Origin of the sequence: Sorangium sp. So ce726, from assembly GCF_051521405.1 — a bacterium.
Classification (GTDB): Bacteria; Myxococcota_A; Polyangia; order Polyangiales; family Polyangiaceae; genus Sorangium.
Genome location: NZ_CP150349.1, coordinates 3,310,665 through 3,333,141 on the forward strand (window position 1 = coordinate 3,310,665; position 22,477 = coordinate 3,333,141).

Consider the following 22,477-nt stretch of genomic DNA (forward strand, 5'->3'; position numbering starts at 1 on the left):
AGCCGCTGGCGCCCGAGAAGCGATCTGCTCGGGCATCTGGCACGCGATAAAGCACATTTGCCACACAATAACCGCTATTACCCGCCATCCCCAGTATTGCCGCTATATTCTGCCCGGACGGGCTCGTTGCCGGATTCTTTGAATCCAACGCGAACGAGTCCTGGACACGGACGTGCCATCCCTTCGCGGACATCCACCCCAGATGTATCCGAACGCCGGCCGGGAATGGCCTTGGCAATGGGTCTTCCCCGCGACGCGCCCCTATCGCGACAGGGAGACAGGTGCGCTCCGACGGCATCATCTGCACGAGACGGTGGTCCAGCGCGCGGTGCGAGAGGCCGCCCTCGCCGCCGGTCTATCGAGGCACGCGAGCTGCCACACCCTGCGTCACGCCTTCGCCACTCACCTGCTGGAAGCCGGCTACCACATCCGCACCATGCAGGAACTCGTCGGCCATCGCGACGTGAGCACGACGATGATCACCACCCACGTGCTGAACCGCGGCGGCTTGGCCGTCCGAAGCCCCCTCGACGGCCCCTTCGGTCCGAGATTGTGAGCGAACCGGGTTGTGTCCGGCGACGTCCCGATGAGGCAGCCGCGCCGTGTCACCCAGGCACGACGCGGCGCGACACCTCCGGCTGTGAGTCCGCCGACAGCGCCGCCCGCGCCAGACCGGCAAGGCGTTGGGCAGCCGGACGTGTCCCAGCTTGAGCCATGTCTCGGTGAGCAAGACTCGGGCCAGTGTCCCGACGACGGAAGGTTGCCGCCGCCTGGATGAGGCCCCTTCCATCCGCTGAGGATGTGCGGTAACTAAGGACACTATGGGGGGTGCGCGATGAGCAATGACGACGATGACGACGGTCTTGCCCGTCGGCTTGACGTCGCCAACCGGTTCGCGGAAACGCAATGGTCTCTGGAGCTCCTTGGAACGGTAAACTGGGATCCCGGCCCCCCATATGTGCCCCATGCGCGAGCACGTGAACTTAGCAGACTTCCCGCTCTGAGAGCATCGCTGCGAAAGCAAGGGCGTCCAGGCACCGACGCCTTCAATAGCGTAGCACTCGTCGACTGGACATCGTTGGACAACTCTTGTCGGCTGCTATCGGGTGATGATGTCGCCGATCCATTCGTGGCGCTACTCGATCTCGCAACCGTCACCAACGCGCTAATCTTCTACGATCGCGTCGTCGTTCTGGACGATGGCGGAGAGACCGCAGCTCGCGCGAACAAGCTCATGTGGCTGGACGACGTCATTCGTCCGTTGGATATGTACTCAGGTGCAGAGCGCGCCGAGGGAAGGTGGCAACGCATTCTCGATGCGCTCTTCGCTTCTGCATTAGCCGAGATAATAAACACCGGCAGCTATCATCCCAACTGGCTAGATGACCTAGCGAAGCTGTGGCAGCAGCTGGTCCCCAGCATGGACACGCTTGACTATCGAGAGATCGATACGCGACTCAGCTACTCGTGCTCGCCGCAACGACACAGCGGCAGTCGCATGATTTTCGACTATAATCGAATCAGGTACCTCCCCCGATCCACAGAGCGGCTTCATGATATGATCCTCGACAACGACGTGCGCGCGCTGTTCTACGAACGTTTGGCGCACCTCCTGTCCGTCGTATTCTGGCCGGAACACGAGGGCCCGCCCGTGCGCTATGTGGGCGGATGCCTGCGCACGCCCATGCGCATTGCTCGCGAACGGGCTGCCGCGGAAATGCTGATGCCCTCGCCGCTCCTAGAGCAGTGGCTCCAGGAGCGGTGGGCCCAGGCATACCAGAAGCGAGAAATTCCGGTCCAAATGCCATTCTGGTTTGACGCGTTGATGGCACGAACCGAAAACCGATCCGATCTCCCTGAGGCAATAAACTCGCTACGCGCCGAAGCAGCATACGTTCGTCGACGCCGCGCGGACACGGAGCGCGCGCTTGCACGTGGAGATGCGTCAGAGACCACACCGTTGGTTAGTGCACTCCTTGGCGACATCAACGACTTTTCGAAGCGGTCTGGGAGTGTACGCGGCGCGGCGCTGGACCTCGGCCAAGGAATTATTCGTACGGCGCTTCCGGTGGTTCCGATGAATGAAGCGCGCTTGGCGTTCGAGGCAGCGTCAAAGCTGGGGCCAAATTGGTTGGACCGGATCTCGCTTCGTCTTTTTCGACCGCAGCTTTGGAGCGTTTTCACACTGGGACAAAGCGCGCGGCAGGTGCAACGAAGCATCGACGTAGCGTTCGCGCTCTTCAGTCTTCCCGCCGGTAATGCCAAGCTGCCACGGCAGTTCCTCTCCACCTTCGCCACGCTTCCGTGGGTCGTGTAAAGGCGCGCCCGATTGCGGTATGCTGCCCAACAAGTCGATGGCGCCGGCGCCGCTTCGCGGCGCGGCTCATGGGCAGGGCGTTTGGCCGGCAGAGTGCGGGAACGCAGGCACGATCCCGACACAGGCGGCAGCGCATCGAAGGGCTCGGCAACGGGGCGGCGAGCGAAGGAGACTCGTTCGGCGCTCTTCCGCCGGGCCAGGCGCCGACCCCGATCGGTGATGCCGCGGGCCCTTAACCGCGGGCGATGCGGCGGCGGAGGGCGCCCCGTTGGGCCACACCGAAGCCCCCCTCGGAGGCGAAACAGGCGAAAGCTATGGAAATCGCTGCTGTTTCCGGCGACCACTCGCCATCGACCGGTGTTTCTGGCGGGACGAATCCGTGGGGGCGAACCGGTGCGATCCGTCGCTTCCTCGGGGATTTTGGGAGAGCGCGACGACGGATCGCAGCCCGTCGGAAGGCGTGGGCCTGTTGACGCTCAGGCTGATTGATGGCGTCGCGCGCCGGCTGGTTGATGGCCATCACGATCCTGCGCGGGCGAGGTCGAGGAGGGCGATGGCCATCACCCGCCTGCACGGGCCGCGCCGCTGGGCGATGGCCATCTCCGGCGCACGGGGGCGCTCAACGCGCGATGGCCATCGCGTCGGATGACTCGTAGGCGCCGACGGCGCGATGGCTGCCGGCGCCTGCCACGGGTGAGCGTAGACGCCGTTCAGTCGGCGTCACTCTTCACGTCGCCGATCACCCGGGCCATGACGTCCCTCTCGACGAGCTTCTTTTTCCGCCGAGCCGACTCGCGCAGCGCGGCGGTGGCCACGCGGTCGATCTCGCGCAGGCTCGAGCCGGCGACCTCGTGCAGCGAGGTCAGCGCCTCGGAGGTAAAGAGATCGCGCTCGCAGTCGGCACGGCCGAGCCGCAGGCGGACATACTCGCTCGTATCATCCGCCGTCATCGGTCCGATCGACAGGCGCCGGTCGATCCGCGAGTACAGGGAGCGGTTTTTGCGCAGCTCAAGCCGGTCCTTGAGGTCGGGCAGCCCCACCAGAATCAGACTCAGCAGCGCCCGGCTGTCCCATTCGTAATTTGCCAAGATGTGAAGATGGTCCAACGTATCCTGATGAAGTAGGTGCGCCTCGTCGAGCAGAAAGACCGGGTGAATCCGTTCTCGTCCGAGGTTCTCGACGTGCGCGCTGATCGCGTAGAACACGGCGGCCGCGGTCGCGGCAGGGGTCAGGCCGAGGGCCTGGCAGAGCTGCCGGTAGAAGTCGCGGCGTCCGAGCGTGGCGTTGTGGCAGTAGGTCAGGCGGAATCCGGCCTGCGGCAAGCGATGGCGCAGCGCGCGCAGCACGCACGTCTTGCCGGCGCCCGGCTCGCCGACGAGCAGCACCTGGGAGCGCTCGTGGACCGCGTCGCACAGCTCCTCGACGAGCTCATGTTTCGAGGGCGGCAGCCAGAGATCGCTGTCCGGAATCTCCTTGGAGAAGGGCGACTCGGAGAGCCCGAAGAATCGGACGAAGGACTCGCTCATCGAGCACCTCCCTCGGAGCTGTCGTCGGGCTGGGAGGCCTGCGGCCTTTCGCTTCCAGCCCGCAGCAGCGCCCTCGTCGGAGCGAAGTCGGTGGGGCGGCTCGGCCCTTGTGCGAGCGGACCGCCGCGCGGCGGCCGCCGGCGCCGCGCGTTCTTCGCCGGATCGAGGAGGCGGAGCGGCAGGCGCTTGCCCTCGTGCTCGACCCACGGGGTCGCGTCCGGAGCGACGTGACAATGAGCCACCGTGACGACCTGGCCAGCCAGGTAGCCCTGGTCGAGCTCCCACGCTTCGCCGTCGATGGAGATCACATTGTCGCTGGACACGCGCCGCCGGCTGCGTTCGGTCAGCGCGGCGCGCAGCGCCCGCTCCTCGACCGCGCCCTCGCCGGCGGGCTTTTGCGCGTACAGCTTCGCGGGGCTCTTGCCCATCAGCCCGGCGTGCGGCGCCGCGTGATAACGCCGTTCGAGGAAGGCCTTGAGCCGTGCGTTGATGTCCTTGAGCGACGCGACCTCGCCGAGGAAGCTCAGGCACCCATCGCGCAACGTCCGCCAGAAGCGCTCCATCTTGCCGCGCGCCTGCGGGTCATACGGCTTCGCATGCAGTAGGGTGATACCGAGTCGCGAGCACGCCGTCCGGAGGACTTCGCCCCGGTAGGTGGAGCCATTGTCCAGGTAAAGGGCATCCGGTTTGCCGTGACGGCGAAGCGCGTCCACGAGCAGCCCGAGCATGTCGACCTCCCTCTCGGTCGAGTGCGCTTCGAGCGCGACGACGTAGCGAGAGGCATCGTCGAGCAAGCCATGGATGCGGACAGGCACCGTCCTACCGCCCATCTTGCACTGCGGCAGGTGGCAGACGTCACCGTGCCAGAGCGCTCCAGGCCGCTCGGCCTGCCAGCGCAGCCGTGTCTTGGGCTGTTGCTCCGAGCGCTCCGCCCGACGCGACAGACCCGCCGCCGCATACAACCGTCGCACTGTCGGCGCCGAGACCTGGCCCGGATCGATGCGCCCCTCGTCGACGAGCGTGCTCAGGATGAGCGACACCGATGCCGCGGGATGCTCGCGCCGGATGTCGAGCAAGAGCTCGCGCAGCTCGGCACGCAGCTCCTGCGCGAAGCCGCGATCGGAGCGCGGCTCGGGACGAAGGCCGGCGAGGCCTGCGGCGCGGTACGCGTACAGCCAGCGCTCGAGCGTGGGGACCGAATAGGTGCGCGTGCTGTCGGCGCCCGGCGGCCGGAAGCGCTGGGCGCTCAAGGCGCGCAGCTCGGTGGCGAGCCGTCCGCGGCCGAGCTCGCGGTGCATGACGGGGCCGATGACCGAAGCGCGAAAGATCGCGACGGCCTCGGCGTGATCGGCAGGTCCGAGATCCATATCGAAGGGTCCTTTCTGCGCCCTGCGGCGCGGGGCCCTTGTGCGCCACCGAGGCTCGTCGAGGGAGGGATCCTCTCGGGTGGGCCTTGTTCTCTGGGCTCGTCGCTGACAGCCGCCCTCACGCTGCGTGCGCGGCGCCGAGGAACGCTCGGTGCTCCAGCGCTTCGCCCCGGGAGGTCGGATCCGCGTAGGCGGCGAGCGAGGCCGCCGCGCTCGCTGCCACGCGGCGCAGCATCGCGCTGGGAGCAGACGACGGCAGTGCGGCAAAGAGGCGTCGATGCGCGACGGCGCGCGTCCAGCGGCGGAGCGTGGCCCAGCCGGTGCAAGCCGTGGCGCCCAGGATCGTCTGCGGGCTGATCCGCCGGCGCACCTCGCGGGCGGTCGCCAGCACGAGCCCGTAGAGCGCAAGGGCGAAGCCGATCGCCGCGGCGCTGTAGTGCCGCCGCGGCAGCAGCTTGAGCGTAGCCTCGAAGTTTGAGGGGGCTCGGAGCACGAATTTTGAGGGATGCACTGCGTCGCACATCACAAGCGGATGTTCAGACTTCGCGCCGGAAGTGCGTCGAGTCGCGCCGAACCCGGCTCGCCCGGCGCGATGCTCGCCGTCGGCCCCGCCGCGAAGCGCGGCAGGGCCGCCGTCCGAGCCCTCAAAGAACAAGCTCCTTGACATTCACGTTCCAGCGAATTCGTAGCGTCCCGCGAACTCGTGCTCTTGCTAGCGAGGTCGGGACGATCGACGAGGTGCGTCAATTATCGGGCGACCGTGCGGACGCACAGCGGAATGACGCGGAGCGTCCCTCAATCAATTTGGCGTTGACGGGGCGAAAGTACCTCCATCCTTATGCTCATGCTCAAGCTCGCGTGGACCGACGAGGATCACCGCCCCGCAGGGCAGGCAGCGGTAACGGCGCAGCTTGAGCACCAGAAGAAGGGCGGGCGCGTTCGGGCCGGCCGGGCCACGCACCTGCCGCTCGCGAAGGCCATGGCCGTGGAGGCCAAGAGGTCCCCCGACGGGGTGGCTCGCCGCTCCGCACGCAGGGCAGCGAGCGGGGCGCACCGCCTCGACCGTGGGCAACTGCTGCTGCCAGCTCTTGATATCGAGCGCGCTGTGGACGAGACTGTGACCGCTTCGATTCCTCGACACGCGAACCGGAGCACGACGAGGAGGTTGTCCGCCAAGACTGGGCCTCCTCGTCGCCTTTTGTGGCTGGCACCGCGCCGATGCTCCGCTCCCACTCCGCGGCCGCTCCTACACCCGTGGGCGGCGGGAAAAGTGTTGATGAGCATGACAATTTCGGTCGGGACGAAGCAATGCATCTCGGCGTGGCGAGCCCGGGCGGCGACGCGAACGTCTGCGTTCCCCATGATCTGAGAAAAAGCGCAGGGAGGAGCAGACGGCGTGAGAATTTGAGATAGGTCGCGGGAATGCAGCCGGCGGGCACGAGGAGGCGCCCCTGCACTCACGGTGGACGATGCCTCGTGCGGGGATGCGTACCCTCCTCCATCAAGGAGCTTGAGCGAGATGTCGGCCTGAAGCCTTATTGAGGCTGGGCGCTAACAGGGCCCAACCCAGGCCCAACCGCCGAGGCCTGGACCGGGGGAGCTCGCGATGGTCGATCCGTCGCCTCGGGCGGCCGTGGTCGCCTCGCTCGCCGGCACTCTGAGCCGAGCCGTCGCTATCGGGGACGCGGGCGCAGCCCGGGTCGTGCACGAGGCGATCGGGCAGCGGCTCCGGTTGTCGGCGGCACCGAAGGGGCGAGCGCGTTCGGTGGAGCCCCGGGAGCGCCGGGTGCTGATCCTTGTCGGCGAGGGCGAGCAGGTGTCGGAGGTCGCCCGGAACCTCGGGGTGCCCATCGGCACCGCGTTCTCGCGGCTCCGACGGGGACGGAAGCGCCTTGCGCACGTGCTCAAGAGGTGGCGCCGCGCGCCTATCTGACGCAGCTTGCGTCGCGCCGCGAAGTGCCGCTGGCTTCAGGTTTGACCTTCGTTGTCGCGCGTGGGCTCAGCATTCTCAGCTTCAAGCCAATTTGACGTCGGGTCCCACCACGAGGATCCGGTCCTGGTTTTCCAGAGGAAGTATGCTCGCTCGCGGATTGCTTGCTCGCGTTCCGGTTTGGCCGCGCCAGCAGCTCCACATAGCTCCTGAGGCGGAGGTCCCGCGACATGCCTCTTACCAACGTAATGAACCCACACGTCCTCTCGGTGACTTCGCATCGGCCACCAAGTCGGCAGAAGTCTCCCGCCGTTGTCGGCCACATCGTAGCCATGAATCGGGCCACCGTAACCAATGTGGCACGCAACGAGGGCGACGAGCACCGTTTGAATCATTTCGAGCCGACGAGCATCCCTATCGATGTCGTAGTCGAGCGTCTTGTTCATCAAAAAACCGTGCGCTGGATAGTTTCGATTCTTAATCTCTTCCAGTACATAGTCGGGCGGCGAGATGCCATACAACTCAAGTGCTTTTCGCACAAGGTCGCCGGAGGGGGCGTACATGGCGCCGATGATTTTGCCCTTGACAACGCTGATGCTTTTGGGGTCGAGTAGATGAGCTCTGATCGTGGGTTCCAATTCGGAAATCCAGCGCTTCCAGTCGAGCTTGTCCTTAACCAGAAGCTCCGGCGACGTCTCGTTGACGATTCGCCTAGCAAACGCCTCGAGTCCAACCTGTGCTTTTAAGTAGGCTCCGTCTACATGATCGCTTTCGGCGTCCAGGTATGACGTGATCGCAACAGTAAGCGCTTCGTGGCTGTCAGTGCTAAGTTTCGCAGCCAGGAGCCGAAAGAATTCCGGCATCCACACGTTAGTCTCAGTGAGCTCGTGCGCCACTGGTGGACGGTAGCTTGTACGCGGGCGCTCAAGACTTCCTAAAGACATGGCCCCTGCGACGTTTCTGGCGCGATCAACACCGGTGAGATAGTCGAGTCGCAAACCGCCGCCCAGTGTAAACTGCAGAGCGCCAAAGTCGTTGAGTAGTGCGTCTCTGGATAGCGAATCTCCGCTGGCGTCGACCACTGCAATGGCGTAGTTGTCTGCCACTTTGGGCAGGATGTACCAGACGTATCGCCCAGCGAAGCGGAATCCTTCGCGATTCACGAACCATCTATCTCTATCTCCGTGCTCCCTGAGCGTGAGGTTGCCAAACATTGGAATTTTTCCGACCAAGCGACCTGCCCATACGAATGGCGCAGTTGGCGCAGTCCAGATCCAATGATGCACTGAGATGTCAGCGTTGGCGCCGAGGCTTTTCATGTGGCCAATTTCGGCGTGGACTTCGGTGCCATCCTGAAGCTGGAGCACTATTGGTCGATTGCGAAGCTCCAACATCTCGTAAAGTTCATTAAATTCGCAATCGTATGCGTCGACGACGAGTTTGAGCGAGGAGTCGGCCACTGTAAGGGTGCCGACATATCCAGCGAGCGAGAAACGGTCCCAGGTTCCGCCGCGGATCTTCGCGAAGTGGAGCGGTGGTAGAGAGTAGTGGCGGTGTGCGATGTCGATGAGAAAGTCTCGTACGGGTCCATCGAGGGCTTCGCGCTTGGGTCCGGGGGGCGCCGTGTCCGTGATTGTCATCTTGTAGGCCGTACATGTCGGGCATTTGTCGTAATCAGAGCGGTCGGGGTCTGCTGAGCAGCCCCAACTATCCCCCGCGAGGCCAGCGGAGATGCCGTCCCGTGTCAAGTGGAGCATGTTTCCGGTGCTCCCGCAGGGGAGGCGTCCAGCCGGCCGCACTCCAGGCGAGCAGCACCTGACTCGTTCCGCTGTGGCTGTAGGAGGCTCCACCGGGGGTCCAGCCGTAAGCGCCCGGCCATCGCCATGGGCACCGCCCTTGCGGCTCTCGCCGGGGTCGACGAGGCTGAGCGCGGGGGGCGTCGGCCCACGACCCGGCGCGGGCACAGGCAGTCCTGAAAGATGGCACGGTACGGCAACCTCCGCCTCCGTCGCCGACCGAGGCTCGCGTTGTCCAGGTCGCGTCCGCGTCGCTGGCGCTCGGAGCAGCGAGCGACGATTTCGCCCATGCGTCGGGCAGCACGAGCCGACCCCGTGGCCAGCCCGCCGTAACCGCCCGGCCAACGCCATCGTGACCAGCCCGTCGGGGCCGGTTACCAGTCCCCATCGCGACGAAGGAGGAAGCGATGGCGACGAGGGCGGAATGGGCCGAGCGGGTGGAGCGATGGGGGCGCAGCGGGCTGAGCGCCGAGAAGTTCTCGCGGCGCGAAGGGTACAAGCCGAAGAGGCTCTGGGCACGATCGACAAACCTGTCCTGAGGCTTGTGCTCCGCCGGCAGCTTCAGCCGCTGAGCAAGCGCGCGCCCACTCGGCCCACTCCTCTGCCAACGCTGGTTCGCCCGCATGAAGCAACGCCTGGAGGGAGGGCCGGGCGCTGTGAGCAAGCACGTCTGGACAGTCGAGTGGACCGCTCGACCTCAGCCCGAGGGCAACGAACGGCTCGGCATGGCCGTGCGGATCGTGATCGGCCACGCGATCTCACCCTTGGGACTGAACGAAGCGGAAGCGGTATACACAAGCGCGCAGAGCAACGTGGAGACCGACGGAGGGGAGGGGGATCATGAGCGAGCGGATGGCACTGTATGCGCGCGTCTCGACGTCGCATCAAGAGCAGGAGCAGACCATCGCCTCACAGATCGCGGCCCTGGAGCATGCTGCGGCCGCGATGGGGGTGACGGTGCCCTCCGAGCGACGCTACCTCGATGAGGGGATCAGCGGTTCGCGCCTCGATCGGCCTGGTCTCGACGCCCTTCGTGATGCGGCCGCGGATGGGCTGATCGATGAGGTGCTGGTGTACTGCCCCGACCGGCTTGCACGCAACTACGTCCACCAGCACGTCCTGATCGAGGAGATGAACCGACATGGCGTCGCTGTGCACTTTGTGGAGCACCCGCTGGGCGAGCGCGCCGAGGATCGACTGCTCGCGCAGATGCAAGGGGTGATCGCGGAGTACGAGCGCGCTAAGATCCTCGAACGCACCCGGCGCGGCCGGCTGCACAAGCTGCGCACCGGGCAGATGCTACCTTTTCAAGGCAACCCGCCCTACGGCTACGCGATCCTCGAGCGCGATCGAGACGTGCCACCGATCGTGGTGATCAACGAAGTTGAGGGGCAGCACGTGCGGGACATGTTCCGCTGGGTGATCGAAGAAGGGTTGAGTACACGCGCGATCGCGAGGCGATTGAACAAAGATGGCGTGGCTCCTCGCAAGGCAGAGTTCTGGACTTGGAGCGGCATTTACAATGTGCTGACCAACCCCTGCTACATCGGGCAAGCTGGCTACGGAAAATGGGAGTCCTGCGTGCCCAATCGACCGAAGAAGCCCGGAAGTTATCGCAAGCGCCAGAAGAGCTCCATGCGTAGGCGTCCCGAAGACCAGTGGGTCATCGTGCCGATCCCGCCGCTCATCGAAGAAAAGACCCAGCAGCAGGTCAGGCGTGCGCTGGCGAAGAACAAGATCACGTCAACCCGGAACGTACAATGGGAGTACCTGCTTCGGACGCTCGTTGTGTGCGGCGAATGCGGCCGAAGGATGAACTGCATTCATAAGGCGCCCCGCGCTGGTCGCCACGCGTACGACTACTACGTATGTCCTCCCGATGCCCCCGAAGACCGAGGTCGGCTTCAGCGATGTCCAGCGCGCAACGTGCGGCGCGATGATCTCGACGATGTGGTCTGGAAGGCGGTCGTCGCATGGCTCCAGCAACCCGAGATGCTTCAGCACGAGATCGAGACGTGGCGCACGAGTCAGCAAGGGGCAGCGCAGCGGACACGCGATCGTACTCGCCTTGAGAAGACAGAGAGGCAACTCGCGGCGCAAGTCGAGCGCCTCGTGGACGCGTACATGGCGGGCGCGATCACGGCTCCGGAGCTGAAGGCGAGGCGCGAACGGCTGGAAGCCAGCAAGCAGGCCACGCGCGCACGCATCGAGGAGCTCGCGGTGCAGGACCAGGATCAGGCTCGGCTCGATCGGCTGGCGGAGGACCTGGATGCGTTCGCTGCCACGTTACGCGTCGGGCTGGACACGCTGGACTTCGCGGACCGGCAGCATATCGTCCGGCTCTTGATCGAACGCGTCGTGGTGACGGGCAGCCAGATCAACATCGAGCATGCGATCCCCCTGTCCGGCCGGTTTAGCCAGGTGCGCCCATCGCATCAAGCAGCTGTACTGGTGGCGCTGGAAGCTGCGAGCTGACCGGCCCGCACAGCCCTCGTCGTCGTCGTTGACCGAAGCACCGTAAGCGCTGCGTGAAGCGCCGTCTCACCCAGGACGCGCGCTCCAGTTCATGATGGTGTGCATGACAAGTACGAGAACGACAGAAGCGATGTGGGCCGAGCGCGTTCAGGCGTGGCGCGACAGCGGTGAAACAGCGGAGGCGTTTGCGCGGAGCCGCGGCTTTGCGGCCTCGACGCTGCACGGCTGGTCGAGTCGACTGTCGCGGGCCGAGCCCCCGCGCTTTCTGCGTCTGGTGCCGAAGGCGCCCGCCGTGACGAGCAGCGCTCCGGAGCTTGTCGTCGAGGTCGGCGGCGTGCGCGTGCGAGTCGCCGCGGGATTCGACCCCACGCTGCTGGCGGAGGTGGTCCGCGCCCTTGGCGGGGCGGCGCGATGATCCCGGCGGGCGTGCAGGTGTTCGTGGCGCTGGAGCCGGTGGACATGCGTTACGGCTTCGAGCGGCTTTCGGGTCTCATTCGTGAGCGCGTGGGGTACGAGGCGCGCTGCGGGGCGCTGTTCGCGTTCATCGGCAAGCGGCGGACCACCATCAAGATTCTCTTCTTCGACGGCAGCGGACTCTGCCTGTTTTCAAAGCGCCTCGATCGCGGCATGTTCGCGCTTCCCGACCCGCCAGCCGAGGGGGCGACCCACGTCGAGGTGGACGACGCCACGCTCGAGACGCTGCTCGACGGCATCGAGATCGCGCCCACGTCCAAACCGCGAAAGCGCGCACCGCGCCGCGTTCACTGAGCCGCACGAATCCGCTCGACAACGACGCCCGACTTTCGTAGAGCGGCGTCGTGCACGACGCCGCCGACACGTCGAGGCCGACGCCCGAGCAGCAGCGCATCGCGCAGCTCGAAGCAGAGCTCGCCGCGGCAAAGAGCGAGCTCGTGGGAGCGCGCGATGCACTCGCGCAGCTTCGGCGCGCCTACACCCGTGCGCTCGAGCAGCTCCAGCTTCTGCGACATCGACTGTTCGTGGCAAAGGCGGAGCGCGCCGAGGTGAGCGCGGAGCAGCTCGCGTTCGACTCGATGTTCCTCGAGGTTCAGCGTCTCGAGAAAGCGCTCGACGCTGCCGAGCGCAACAGCGGCGAAGAGCGGCAGCACGACGACCCCAAGGGGCCGAAACGAAGGTCCGGCGGCAAGGGCCGTCGCGACCTGTCCGAGTCGGACCTGCCCGTCGTCCGCATTGAGCTCTCCTGCCCCGAGCTCGATGCGACGGCGACGCGCATCGGCGTCGAGGAGACCTCGCGACTCGGCTACGAGCGCGGCGGAATGCGCCGCATCGTGCTCGCACGTGTCGTGTACAAGGTCGAGAGGTCCGTCACGGACGTGGGCAGCTCTGGGGAAGTGGAAACCGCCCCATTGCAGGTCGTCGCGAAGGAAGTCCAGACGCCGACGCCCGATGCGAGCGTCAGCGCGGAGAACAGGGCGGCGGCCGGCAAGCTGAGCGCTTCCTCCACAACTCTGGACACGCCGCAGCCGGCGCCGATGGGCGAGACGTGCACCGCCTTCATCACGACGCCGCTTCCCAAGGAGCTGTTCCGACGGTCGTTTCTCGCACCGTCGATCATCGCGCACATCCTCACCAGCAAGTACCTGCTCGGTGTCCCGTTCTATCGACTGGAACAGCAGCTGGAGCTTCAGGGGGCGCCGCTCGATCGCGGCACGATGTGCCGTTACGCCGAAGACGCGGGCGCGACCTTGGGCGCCATCGTCCAAGCGGCGCGGAACGAGGCATTCGAGACCGCCTTCTGCCTCTCCACCGACGCCACTGGGGTCTCTATACAGCCTGGATCCATCCAGGAGCGCAAGGACAAGAAGCCCGGACCGTGCCGCAAAGGTCACTTCTTCGTCGTCCTCGCGGACAAGGATCACGTCTTCTTCGAATACCAGCCCAAGCATACCAGCGCTGCGGTCTGCGAGATGTTCCGCGGCTTCTCGCGGTATATTCAGGCAGACGCCCACGCCATCTATGACGCCCTCTTTCGCGGCACACCCCCGAGGGGCGCTGCTGCCAACGAGCAGCGCGGTCCGCCTCCGACCGAAGTCGGATGCTGGTCGCACTGCCGTACCAACTTCTGGGAGGCGGCGGTCTGCAAGCACGAGCTCGGTGTCGAGGGGCTGCGCCGTATCAACGCCCTCTTTGCCGCCGATCGCAAGCTCGCGGATCTTGCGCCCGCGCAGCGCAAGGTGCGCCGTGACACCGTCGTCCGCCCGCTGGTCGACGCGTTCTTTGCCTGGGCGAGGGCCGAGCACGCACGTCCCCGCGAGCGCGGCCTCGTCTCCACCGCGCTCGGCTACGCCCTCAACCAGGAGCAGCCCTTGCGGCGTTTCCTCGACGACGGCCGCCTGCGCTTGGAGAACAACGCCAGCGAGCGAGCTCTGCGATCCATTGCCGTCGCGAGAAAGTCCTGGCTCTTCTTCGGCAGCGACGACCACGCCTCTGCCGCGGCCAACCTCTTCTCGCTGGTGGCGAGCTGTAAGCTTCACGGCCTCGACCCCGAGGCCTACCTGGCCGACGTCATCCGTGTGATGCCCTACTGGTCGCGCGAGCGCTACCTCGAACTCGCCCCCAGGTACTGGGCGCGCACCCGCGCCCGGCTCGTCGTCGACGAGCTGAAGGTTCCCCTCGGGCCGATCACCGTGCCTCCTCCGCTTCCCGCGGAGGAGCAGCGCGCGACGAGCTGACCGAGCCGGTTCCATCGCCCCCATCCTGCACCGGCCGACCGGCGTTGGGGTCGACGGCGCCTCATGCAGCGCTTACGAAGCACCGCGCTTTCTGCCGGTCCACGTGGTGACGGACGCATCGGCCGTCGCGCCGGAGCCGATCGAGATCGCGCTCGTCACGCTCGGTGTGGTATCGGCAAGCCGGGTGTTCGCGTCGAGTTGCGCGCGATAGAACTTCGAAGGCGTCGACGATCATCTGGAAACCCCGCTACTGCGAGTTTTCAGTCTAACGCGCTCGCGCTCACCCGCGGGGCGCGCAGTTGGGCGGTACTTCCAGCCGACGCCGCAATGTTTCCAAAGCCTGGGTTCCTGATAGTGCACGCTGTGGTCGGACGATGGCGCGAGTCGTACTCGCAAGCGTGCCGCCTGCTCCTGCGCTCATTTCGACAAGTCACTAGGGCGTCGGAGATTTCCACGAATAATCACCACCCCGAGGAGTAGAGGGACACCCGCACCGCCTCCCGGCGGTTGCACGACCCGAAGAAATATGTCGTTGGTGGCCGAACCAGGTGCCGACGTCTTCGGGGAACAGTCCAAGATTGTAAGTATCCCCATTCGTCGATCGTTGCCTGCCGTGTACTGCGCCGCTTGCTGGGAGTATCTTTCAACGCCGTCAGCGACAACAAGAGCCTTGGGTTCGACTTTCAGCTCAACTGGAATTCCGCCGTACGAAAAGTCTGTAATCCCACCAGCAACTTGCGCATGCTCTTGAAGGTCTGCCCCAATCCGAGGATTTGCACGCAACTTCCCACGAAGCTGCTGCTGGAACTCGGCTTCCGTCTTCTGTCCGGGGAATGTATTGTCCTGCAGGGCTTCTCCTGCGGTTTGACCGAGCGCCGCGAGCACAAGCAGAAACGCATCAATCTCCTTATCCTGCACGCCGACGAACGAGCGCACCTTGTCCCGGATCTCCAACAGTTTCAGGTCAACCTGCTGATACCCTGTAACCGGGTTTCGCGCCGGATCATAACTCCGAACGCGAATGCGTCGCTCTCCCTCTACGACGACATCGAGATGACGCTGCTCTGGTTCGAAATATGCTCGGTAAACAAACTCAAGCGGCCGAGCCGCGATCGGTTGGCGGACGCGGATGAGCATGCGCCCATTCTGTCGCACCTCATAAGGCGTTGCTGTCTGAGGTTGCTCAAACCGGAATTTGGGCAACTCGCCGATGGCGGGCTGCGGCTCGACGGTCAGCGCATCCAGGATGAGGTGCGCGCCCGCAGGCCAGCGCGAAACGCGAACCGTCACGTCGAGATCGTGCAACTCGTCTGGGGTGATGACATGGGGGTCACTTAGCCCAACCCCATCGACAGTAAAACACACGAACACCACGCATGGCGCGACAACCTTGCCCTGCTTGTGGGGCTTGTGGACGACCGTCTTGGCATTGTTCTCAAGAAGCGGCAGTGGCAATCCGATGGCGAGTACCGCGGCCGCAACGGATTGAATGGCTTCGATTTCAGCAACAGCACCGATCGAAGCCACCACGCCGAGAGTCTTCGTGTGCCAAGGCGCAGCTTTCTCTCTATCAAGACTCGACCGGAGATCTTTGCACGCTTGTTTTGCCGCTCTGAGATATCGGTCGGCATCCTGCTCGGCAGTTCTAACTGCTTGTGCCCAATCGAGCAAAAGTCCCGTCGCCGCGAGCACTTTCCCATAGATTCCGTAGGCCAGGGCCGCATCCGTTTCTCCAAAGCTCATTGCGACCGATTTGATTGCGGCAGCTGCAGCGGCAATGTCCACCGAATTTGTATGGCCGCGCAGAACACCGTCAAGGGCTATTACGGCTCGAACACGTGCACCAAAGCCGCGCAACAGGGACCACTGATCAGCCATGGTGGGATACTCGGATTCAATATCCGCACATGTTCCACTCCAGTCTGGAAGGAGCGCCAGTGCATCCGCGATCGCACCTCTTGCGATCGCGGCCTCAAACTGAACGGTGATCAGACGCGCATTCGCGAGCCTACGAAGAGGTCGATCCCGAGGAACATCTGAAAGTCTTCTCAATGGTGCCTTGGCAATCTGCACGCCGACATCCCACCCGGCCACAGGGATCACCAACTCGAGCATGTGATCGATCGGTCCCGACGGGTCGGGATGATTCATGAGCGCTACTTGGACAAGATCCCTAGAGAGCCGGGCGATGTCCCCAGCCGAAATGTGACCGATGCACATGAGAAGGTCATCGCGGTCTGAGTCGATCGTGTCCTCAGCTAGCAAAACTCTGATAACGGCATCACCATACTCGGGCACGCCTGCAAGCTCGCGTGCGTTTGACACGAGTAGACGTGCGGCAATGTATGAAGGCATCCTGGACAAGATCGGGTTAAGGATCGATCGAGCCGCATCAGGCAATTGTTGGCCGTGAATCAGCTTAAGAAATGTCTCGATGCAGTCTGCCGTGAGCCAGTCATATTCGCGGCTCTTGCCATGGACATCGATTAGCAACCAGACGCCCGCAATTGCCGCTGGCTTAAGGTCCTTCGGCAACTGCGTCCTCCTGAGCGCGTGGACGGCAGCAGCATGTACGATTACAAATGGATCCTGAATGAGTAGAAGAAATGTCTCATGCATGAGTCGCGGCAGGTCAGCTACCGCGCGTTCGGCGAGATCAGCGTAGGCGGATGCACCTGCGGCACGCACGACCTGCTCGCGCGCCATCATCCCTGAGTATACGGCTGGCAACACGGGAGCAAGGCCGTCCCGGGATTGCCCAATCTGACCGAGGCACTTCATCAGCGCCGCTCGGAGATCCTCTTGCCCCTCGTGGAGATTCTGAAACGTCTTGATTACGAGTTCGCCTACAATGTCCGGTCGCGCAGCACCAGCGTGGCCAAGCAAATCCATGATGGCATCAACAGCGGAGCGCAACCGGGTCCTTCGGCTGTCGGCCTCGATCGCCTTGAGCATCGTGGGGCGTGGATCAAGCAAAGGGCTGTATCGATCCTTAATATCATTGATGAGCAGTGCGGCCGCACCCAGCAAGGCTGCAGAGTGACGTTGCACAAGCCCCGGGTGTTGCTTTGCTCCGTACCTTAGGAATTCAATCGTGCGACGGAAGCCATCGTCCAAGATGCGCGCAGAGACAACTGCTACAACACGTTCGAAGCTCTTTTCGTGTACATTTGTCACTGCGAGAGGAGCCTCGTGCTTGCCATGCTTCAGCGCATTCAGATATGCCCCGACGACTGCGGAACGCTGTTCCTCGGTCGCAGTCGTCCATTCCGCCTGGAGCAGTGCATCAACGTCATCAAAGCGCTCGCATAATGATGCGCCGAGAAATGCCACGACATTGTTAGTGGCGGATCCTTCAGGTCCATACGAATCGTCAGGCTTACCGACCGACAGCAAGGCAACTTTTGCGAATTCAGTTGCTATTCCAGCATCTTGTTCCAGAAGAATAAGCGCGATTCGGCATCCGATAATGCGAGAGTGCTTTGCGTCAGAGCGCAAGAATAATTTTATGAAATCGCGCACGGCATCCGGAGCCGCAACCCAAGCAGCGAGAAGCGGCTCAGGTACACCATCGCGTGATCTGCCGAAGCCATCAAGCGGCACCGCGAGCTCGAACAATGCCGGCAAGGCAGCTTTGATCTGGTCCGAAGAAGCTTCTTTAAGGCGATCTCCGAGAGCCTCCGCTGCAAGTGCCGGCGCCTCCCGCATGGCGAGCATTCGAAGCGCAGCGTCAGCGAGCTCTTCTGAGCCTTTTGCGACTATCGAGAGCACTTCGAGCGCCGTGCGCGCCCGTGCTCCACCAGGTTCGATGAGAGCGATCAGGGATTCTCGTATTGCACTGTCGAACTTGTCAGGGATTGTACGGGCATTCTCGACCAGAAGCGCGGCTCGCTCAGGTGTCGGATCCGTATCAAATTCACCTACTCGAGCAAGAATCCCACGGCATGCCGCATCGCCTGCTTGCGAGAGTGTAACGCGGCGACCAGCTCGCTGAGCGACAGCGGCACGTTCAGCATCGTGTTCTCGTTGAGCGCGCTCCTGCGCTAGAGCCCGCCGGTCATCGCGTTTTCCAATAAGCTCCGACAGGTTCGGGAGACGAACCGGCTGGCGGTGGTTACAACCAACGCAGTTGCGATCATGAAAGTCGATTGCAACGGCTTCCAAATCCATTGCGCCGAATCCACCGTTCTGAGCGTAAGGGCAGGTGAGGTGGCGCATACCGATCGGTAGCCCGGTCTGCTGCTCGACGATGCCAACTCCGCCAGACCGCTCAATTTTGACGTGCGTACACCAATTCTCAACCAGTTCCACGACCCGTTTGTTCGCGTGGCCGATTTCGATGGCTTCTTGAATCCTACGGTCCGTATCCTTCATCTGCCGCCCCTACGCCGACTGATAGACTTGAACACCATCCTGGGGTTGCACTCTCGCTGTGCCCAATCATCTCACGGAACTACACGCATCGTCAAGGGAGTTAATGTCCCGAGGTTTGCCATTTGACCGACGGATTCGGAACACCCGAGCAGGCGCAGGGTGCTCTCGATGACCCATACGAAGTTCCCTCCACGCTCTACCCGCCCAACGGCGGGAGCTCAGCTGCAAACAGCCGACTGAGCGAGTCGAAGGAGGGTGATTGTCCGCTGGAGCCCGTTGTTAGGCGATAGCCATATTTCAATTTGCATGCGATCCTAGTCACCTCTTCGTGGCGGAGCACTTGCCATCGTTGCACCATCCGGAGTCGCACTCGAACCCTGCGTTGCAGGACGAACTTGTCTCGGCGGACGGTAGCGGTCCTTGTCCGAGGAGAGCCATGGCGACCACTAGCCCCGATAGAGCTCCGATAATGGTTAGGCTATTCGAGTTGTTCCGCATATCGCCATCTCCTGCCCCAGGAAGTTGACGCCGCCGCTATCCGCCTAACGTTTGAGTTTAGTCGCGCCGCAAAGCGGCATCGGATTTAATGGATTGCTAGGCGGTGCCTTCAGTGTCGGTTCTGACGATAAGGTGCCAACGGATGTCGCCTTGTGTTTGTGAATGCTGGTGATGGTTTTGAGGGGGAAACGGATCATCGGCATTGCTCGTAATTTCTCTTTTGCACCCCAAGCACTTGTAGATGCCGGACACAGGTGCCTTCGTGGATGGGCCGTACCAGTGTTTCCACCAGTCCTTGTTGCCATCGCTCTTATTCAGGTTGCTCTCGTCCACATACCAAGCCATCGTTGGTCTTCTCCGTGAGATTTGTGAAGTCCTGCCGAAGCAGGATGTGCCGCCTAACTATAAATCGAGTGGTCAACGGAAGCCGTCGGACCAGGTCTGTCTAGACCGTCGCCTTTTGTAACCTCTCCCACGGAAAGTCTCACGGATCGGCTCGGCGTCGCAAGGCCCAAACGGCGTCCCGCGCCATAGGGTAGATTCGTCTAACACCGGCGGAAGTCGCCGCCTTTCCGGGCGGGGCCGGGGGTGCGGCGGACGGGCAGCCGTAGGCGTCGCGCATGGGTGACACGGCGCGAGCCGCCTCATCGGGAGGTTCTCGGACACTTACCGGTCCGTTCACAACCTCGGACCGAAGGGGCCGTCGAGGGGGCTGCGGACGGCCAGGCCGCCGCAGTTCAGCGCGTGCTTCATCGTCGAGAACTGACCCGCCTCGGGTGGCGAAAACTGGTCCACCCGCCGGCCGACGGTGGTTGCGTCGAATGCGCCGCCGGCGCGTTCGATATCGAGCCGGTGGTGAGCGCGCGGGCCGCAACGGCGGGCGAGGTGCGGCGCTCGGGGGATGCGTCGCGCGCGGCCGTGCCGGGTCTGCCGTCGGTGGTTCCAGTTTGATCCTCGCGTTGGCGATCGGCAGCACGTGTGCTCGTCGCCGTCGTGCCAGGTGGCGAGGCGGAAGAAGACGCAGGGGTCGTGGCCGGAGCGCAACCCTGACTACTTCGTAGCGCGGCGGCTGAAGCAGCGGTCGGCGATGGCGTGGCCGCCGCCTGCGCCGCTGCGGGTGCCGCCGCTGGACCGACTTCCCTGCGACGTCGCGCAAGACGAGTTCGGGGTTCAAGGCGCTGATTTTTGGGGGTATTCGGCCGAGTCCTGGTGGGAGCCGCGCAGGACCAGAGGCAGGCGCAAGCCATGGATACTTCATGAGAAACGGGCGGACACCCCGGGGGTCGCCGAGAAGACCCGAGCCGGGGTGTGAGAGGGTCGGCGTGCGCCCCGGAGAAGCGGCGCTCCGGTGCCCGATGGGATCTGGAGTTCCACCACCTCGACCTCGGCTACGAAGAGCTTCGCAGCCGCATCCCGGCACGGGAGCGGCGCCTGTTCTCGTCGCTCGCGGAGGTCGGACAGCAGGCGCCGATCGTCGTGGTGAATCCGGCCTCGTCCGAGCGGCCCGCGGTGATCGACGGCTACAAGCGGGTGCGGCTGTTTCGTCGCCTGGGGCAGGACATGGTGCGGGCTCTGGGCGAGGCGGATGCGCTGTTGCTCGAGCGGATGCTGCGCGCGGGCGACGCGGACAACGCGCTCGATCTGGGCTGGTTTCGCGCGAGCTGCGGGAGCGATTCGGCCTCAGCGGCAAGGAGCTGAGCAAGCGACTCGGCTGGACGCTGAGCTGGGTGAGCCGGCGTCTATCGCCGGTCGCGGAGCTGCGCGAGTTGGTGCAGGCGCATGTGCGCGCGGGCACACTAGGAGCGCACGCGGCCATGAAATGCCAGGTGCGCTTGGCGCGCGCCAACCGCGCTGACGGCGAGCGGCTCGCGGACGCGGTAGCGTCGCTGCGGCTGACGACGCAGCAGATGGCGATCGTACACGCGACGTGGCTCGGCGCGAATGCCGAATGAAGAGGGCCACAGCACGCGGGCGATCACGCGAGCGCTCGAGATCTCGCGCGGCCCGGTCAAGGAGGTGCTCAGTAAAAGGCGGGCACCGCGGACGTGCCCGAGATCACGCGCGCTGAGAAGGCCGAACCGTACCGCGAGCGGCTCCTGGAGCTCATGCCGCTGTGCAAGCACAACCTCGTGTGCGTGCACGAGGAGTTTGTCGCCGCCGGCGCAAAGCTCTTGACGCGCGGGTTACCGTGCCCGAGCACCGCCCGCCGCGCAGCGAGAAGGTCTTCGCGCGCGACGCGCCGCGTCCCGAGGAGCGCGGGCTTTCGCGCAGCGGCGACGAGGTGATCGCGTAGGTCGCGCGGATCCAGCGGCGCGGCCGGTCGCTGCGCACCCTGCGCAGGCTGGCGGTCATGATGCGTGGCTACCCGTGCGCGCCGCTGCTCGCCGCGGTGCGGATCGCGGAGCACTCTGGGCTCGCCACATGGATCGGCTCGAGAGTCTGGTGCTGCGCCGCGTCACCGGAGACTTCTTCCCGCTGCCGTCCGAGGCCGAACGAGCTCGGTTCTGCGGCGCTCGAGCCGAGCCCGACGCCTATTCTTCGCCCAGAAGCGCGAGGATCTTGTCGCGCTGCTCCCGCTTGACCCGCTGCCGGTTCAGGTCCTCCTCGTCACCGGCTGCGACAGATAATAGCATGATGATCCCTGTGATCATCATGAGAGCGTCGATGGTTCGCTCGGCCTCATGGTCGTCCAAGTCGCGCCGGAAGCGAACGATCAGGCATTTGATGCTCATTGCGACCCCACTCCCCGGGCGAAGTCCTCCATGGCGACCCGGAGTCCGATGATGTCGCGCAGCGCACCCATGGCCTTTGTGCGTCGCTTGTAGAGCGTGGAGAGTGGTAGCCCCGCGTCTTCTGCCACCTGGGCCATCGGGATCCCATCCAGATCGTGTGCCACGAGAACGAAGCGCAGCTGCGGATCGAGCTCGTTCACTGCGTCGATGACGCCCGATCTGATGCTGTCGGATTCCAACGCCGCAGCGGTATCCGGTGCTGGATCGGCTACATCGATGGAATCGACGAGCTCCTCCCTGCGGTGCTGCATACGCTTTTGATAGTGCGAGGCAACGTGTACGGTGATCGCGTTCAACCAGCGTTCCGGCCTGCCACGCTTCGGATCAAACCTGGGCCAGTTCTCCCAGGCGTTGAGCCAGACTTGGCCTGCGACGTCGCTACGATGGCACCGTGGGATCCCCAGCCTCCGCAGCCAGCGCAGCACGGCACATACCACCGCGGGGCAAAACAGGCGCGCGCACGCGGCGACGCGCTCGTCTTCATTCGACGGACGACCCAAGGCTTTACCCTCCCCCTCGGACAACCGCCCGTAATCTGATGATGCTGCGTGTCCGCACTCATGCGGCACCGGTTCGCGGTCTTCGCTTTCCGCTACCAAAGGAAGACGTCACCCGCAGCTGCTCAGTTCCCATAGCGCCGGCATGCTCGCCAGCAAGCGCCTGATGGCGTGTAGCTGCGAGGCGCGGCGGC

17 protein-coding genes and 1 pseudogene are annotated in these 22,477 nt (G+C 64.2%); 10 read left to right on the forward strand and 8 right to left on the reverse strand.

What is annotated here, in order from left to right; all coding sequences use genetic code 11:
* Positions 1–205 precede the first annotated feature (205 nt).
* Together WME79_RS12590 and WME79_RS12595 are read left to right on the forward strand one after the other, a co-directional pair.
* Positions 206–556: pseudogene (locus WME79_RS12590) on the forward strand (tyrosine-type recombinase/integrase); the annotation flags it as partial.
* 279 nt (positions 557–835) lie between these two features.
* On the forward strand, positions 836–2,317 hold the full coding sequence (locus tag WME79_RS12595) for a hypothetical protein (RefSeq protein ID WP_437535052.1): 1,482 nt from the start codon (positions 836–838) through the stop codon (positions 2,315–2,317).
* A 710-nt stretch (positions 2,318–3,027) separates the two neighbouring features.
* Here the strand turns inward: WME79_RS12595 and WME79_RS12600 are convergent.
* The 3 genes from WME79_RS12600 to WME79_RS12610 all read right to left on the reverse strand — a co-directional run bounded on the left by WME79_RS12600 (position 3,028) and on the right by WME79_RS12610 (position 5,703).
* Positions 3,028–3,843, reverse strand: coding sequence for an ExeA family protein (locus WME79_RS12600; protein ID WP_437535054.1), 816 nt, complete (start codon positions 3,841–3,843; stop codon positions 3,028–3,030).
* Positions 3,840–5,210, reverse strand: coding sequence for a DDE-type integrase/transposase/recombinase (locus WME79_RS12605; RefSeq protein ID WP_437535056.1), 1,371 nt, complete (start codon positions 5,208–5,210; stop codon positions 3,840–3,842). The genes WME79_RS12600 and WME79_RS12605 overlap by 4 nt, the downstream gene beginning before the upstream one ends.
* A gap of 118 nt (positions 5,211–5,328) precedes the next feature.
* Entirely contained in the window at positions 5,329–5,703 is a 375-nt protein-coding gene (locus WME79_RS12610) for a hypothetical protein (RefSeq protein WP_437535058.1), read from the reverse strand.
* Positions 5,704–6,816: 1,113 nt separating this feature from the next.
* Between WME79_RS12610 and WME79_RS12615 the strand changes: the two genes are divergently transcribed.
* Positions 6,817–7,143, forward strand: coding sequence for a sigma factor-like helix-turn-helix DNA-binding protein (locus tag WME79_RS12615; protein ID WP_437535060.1), 327 nt, complete (start codon positions 6,817–6,819; stop codon positions 7,141–7,143).
* A 35-nt stretch (positions 7,144–7,178) separates the two neighbouring features.
* Here the strand turns inward: WME79_RS12615 and WME79_RS12620 are convergent, their stop codons facing one another.
* Positions 7,179–8,780 carry a hypothetical protein gene (locus WME79_RS12620; RefSeq protein ID WP_437535061.1) on the reverse strand — a complete coding sequence of 534 codons (1,602 nt, stop codon included), beginning with the start codon at positions 8,778–8,780 and terminating at the stop codon, positions 7,179–7,181.
* Between the two features lie 563 nt (positions 8,781–9,343).
* Here WME79_RS12620 and tnpA (WME79_RS12625) point away from each other — a divergent pair.
* The 5 genes from tnpA (WME79_RS12625) to tnpC all read left to right on the forward strand — a co-directional run bounded on the left by tnpA (WME79_RS12625) (position 9,344) and on the right by tnpC (position 14,122).
* Complete coding sequence (tnpA, locus tag WME79_RS12625) at positions 9,344–9,475, forward strand: IS66 family insertion sequence element accessory protein TnpA (RefSeq protein ID WP_437535062.1); 132 nt, start codon at positions 9,344–9,346, stop codon at positions 9,473–9,475.
* A 301-nt stretch (positions 9,476–9,776) separates the two neighbouring features.
* The gene (locus WME79_RS12630; RefSeq protein WP_437535064.1) at positions 9,777–11,411 is read left to right on the forward strand and encodes a recombinase family protein; all 1,635 of its coding nucleotides are present in this window, start codon (positions 9,777–9,779) and stop codon (positions 11,409–11,411) included.
* A 103-nt stretch (positions 11,412–11,514) separates the two neighbouring features.
* Positions 11,515–11,826: an IS66 family insertion sequence element accessory protein TnpA gene (gene tnpA / locus WME79_RS12635; protein WP_437528966.1), complete on the forward strand. Its 312-nt coding sequence runs from the start codon at positions 11,515–11,517 to the stop codon at positions 11,824–11,826.
* Positions 11,827–11,849: 23 nt separating this feature from the next.
* The gene (gene tnpB / locus WME79_RS12640) at positions 11,850–12,179 is read left to right on the forward strand and encodes an IS66 family insertion sequence element accessory protein TnpB (protein ID WP_437528963.1); all 330 of its coding nucleotides are present in this window, start codon (positions 11,850–11,852) and stop codon (positions 12,177–12,179) included.
* Positions 12,180–12,229: 50 nt separating this feature from the next.
* Positions 12,230–14,122: an IS66 family transposase gene (gene tnpC / locus WME79_RS12645; protein WP_437528960.1), complete on the forward strand. Its 1,893-nt coding sequence runs from the start codon at positions 12,230–12,232 to the stop codon at positions 14,120–14,122.
* Positions 14,123–14,539: 417 nt separating this feature from the next.
* On the opposite strand, the gene WME79_RS12650 is transcribed toward tnpC, so the two are convergent.
* Positions 14,540–18,496: a hypothetical protein gene (locus tag WME79_RS12650; RefSeq protein WP_437535066.1), complete on the reverse strand. Its 3,957-nt coding sequence runs from the start codon at positions 18,494–18,496 to the stop codon at positions 14,540–14,542.
* 594 nt (positions 18,497–19,090) lie between these two features.
* A complete protein-coding gene (locus WME79_RS12655; RefSeq protein WP_437535067.1) occupies positions 19,091–19,339 on the reverse strand; it encodes a protein L in 249 nt (82 codons plus the stop codon).
* Between the two features lie 963 nt (positions 19,340–20,302).
* Between WME79_RS12655 and WME79_RS12660 the strand changes: the two genes are divergently transcribed.
* The gene (locus WME79_RS12660; RefSeq protein WP_437535069.1) at positions 20,303–20,692 is read left to right on the forward strand and encodes a hypothetical protein; all 390 of its coding nucleotides are present in this window, start codon (positions 20,303–20,305) and stop codon (positions 20,690–20,692) included.
* A 29-nt stretch (positions 20,693–20,721) separates the two neighbouring features.
* Positions 20,722–20,946, forward strand: a complete 225-nt coding sequence (locus WME79_RS12665; protein WP_437535071.1) for a hypothetical protein — start codon at positions 20,722–20,724, stop codon at positions 20,944–20,946.
* A 579-nt stretch (positions 20,947–21,525) separates the two neighbouring features.
* On the opposite strand, the gene WME79_RS12670 is transcribed toward WME79_RS12665, so the two are convergent.
* On the reverse strand, positions 21,526–21,726 hold the full coding sequence (locus WME79_RS12670) for a hypothetical protein (protein WP_437535072.1): 201 nt from the start codon (positions 21,724–21,726) through the stop codon (positions 21,526–21,528).
* Entirely contained in the window at positions 21,723–22,355 is a 633-nt protein-coding gene (locus tag WME79_RS12675; protein WP_437539833.1) for a sigma-70 family RNA polymerase sigma factor, read from the reverse strand. The genes WME79_RS12670 and WME79_RS12675 overlap by 4 nt, the downstream gene beginning before the upstream one ends.
* Positions 22,356–22,477 lie beyond the last annotated feature (122 nt).

Coding starts and splice junctions, on each gene's coding strand:
- WME79_RS12630 (WP_437535064.1), top strand. CDS start 9,777: ATGAGCGAGCGGATGGCACTGTATGCGCGCGTCTCGACGTCGCATCAA.
- WME79_RS12670 (WP_437535072.1), bottom strand. CDS start 21,726: ATGAGCATCAAATGCCTGATCGTTCGCTTCCGGCGCGACTTGGACGAC.
- WME79_RS12615 (WP_437535060.1), top strand. CDS start 6,817: ATGGTCGATCCGTCGCCTCGGGCGGCCGTGGTCGCCTCGCTCGCCGGC.
- WME79_RS12655 (WP_437535067.1), bottom strand. CDS start 19,339: ATGGCTTGGTATGTGGACGAGAGCAACCTGAATAAGAGCGATGGCAAC.
- WME79_RS12595 (WP_437535052.1), top strand. CDS start 836: ATGAGCAATGACGACGATGACGACGGTCTTGCCCGTCGGCTTGACGTC.
- WME79_RS12600 (WP_437535054.1), bottom strand. CDS start 3,843: ATGAGCGAGTCCTTCGTCCGATTCTTCGGGCTCTCCGAGTCGCCCTTC.
- tnpA (WP_437528966.1), top strand. CDS start 11,515: ATGACAAGTACGAGAACGACAGAAGCGATGTGGGCCGAGCGCGTTCAG.
- WME79_RS12620 (WP_437535061.1), bottom strand. CDS start 8,780: ATGACAATCACGGACACGGCGCCCCCCGGACCCAAGCGCGAAGCCCTC.
- tnpA (WP_437535062.1), top strand. CDS start 9,344: ATGGCGACGAGGGCGGAATGGGCCGAGCGGGTGGAGCGATGGGGGCGC.
- WME79_RS12605 (WP_437535056.1), bottom strand. CDS start 5,210: ATGGATCTCGGACCTGCCGATCACGCCGAGGCCGTCGCGATCTTTCGC.
- WME79_RS12650 (WP_437535066.1), bottom strand. CDS start 18,496: ATGAAGGATACGGACCGTAGGATTCAAGAAGCCATCGAAATCGGCCAC.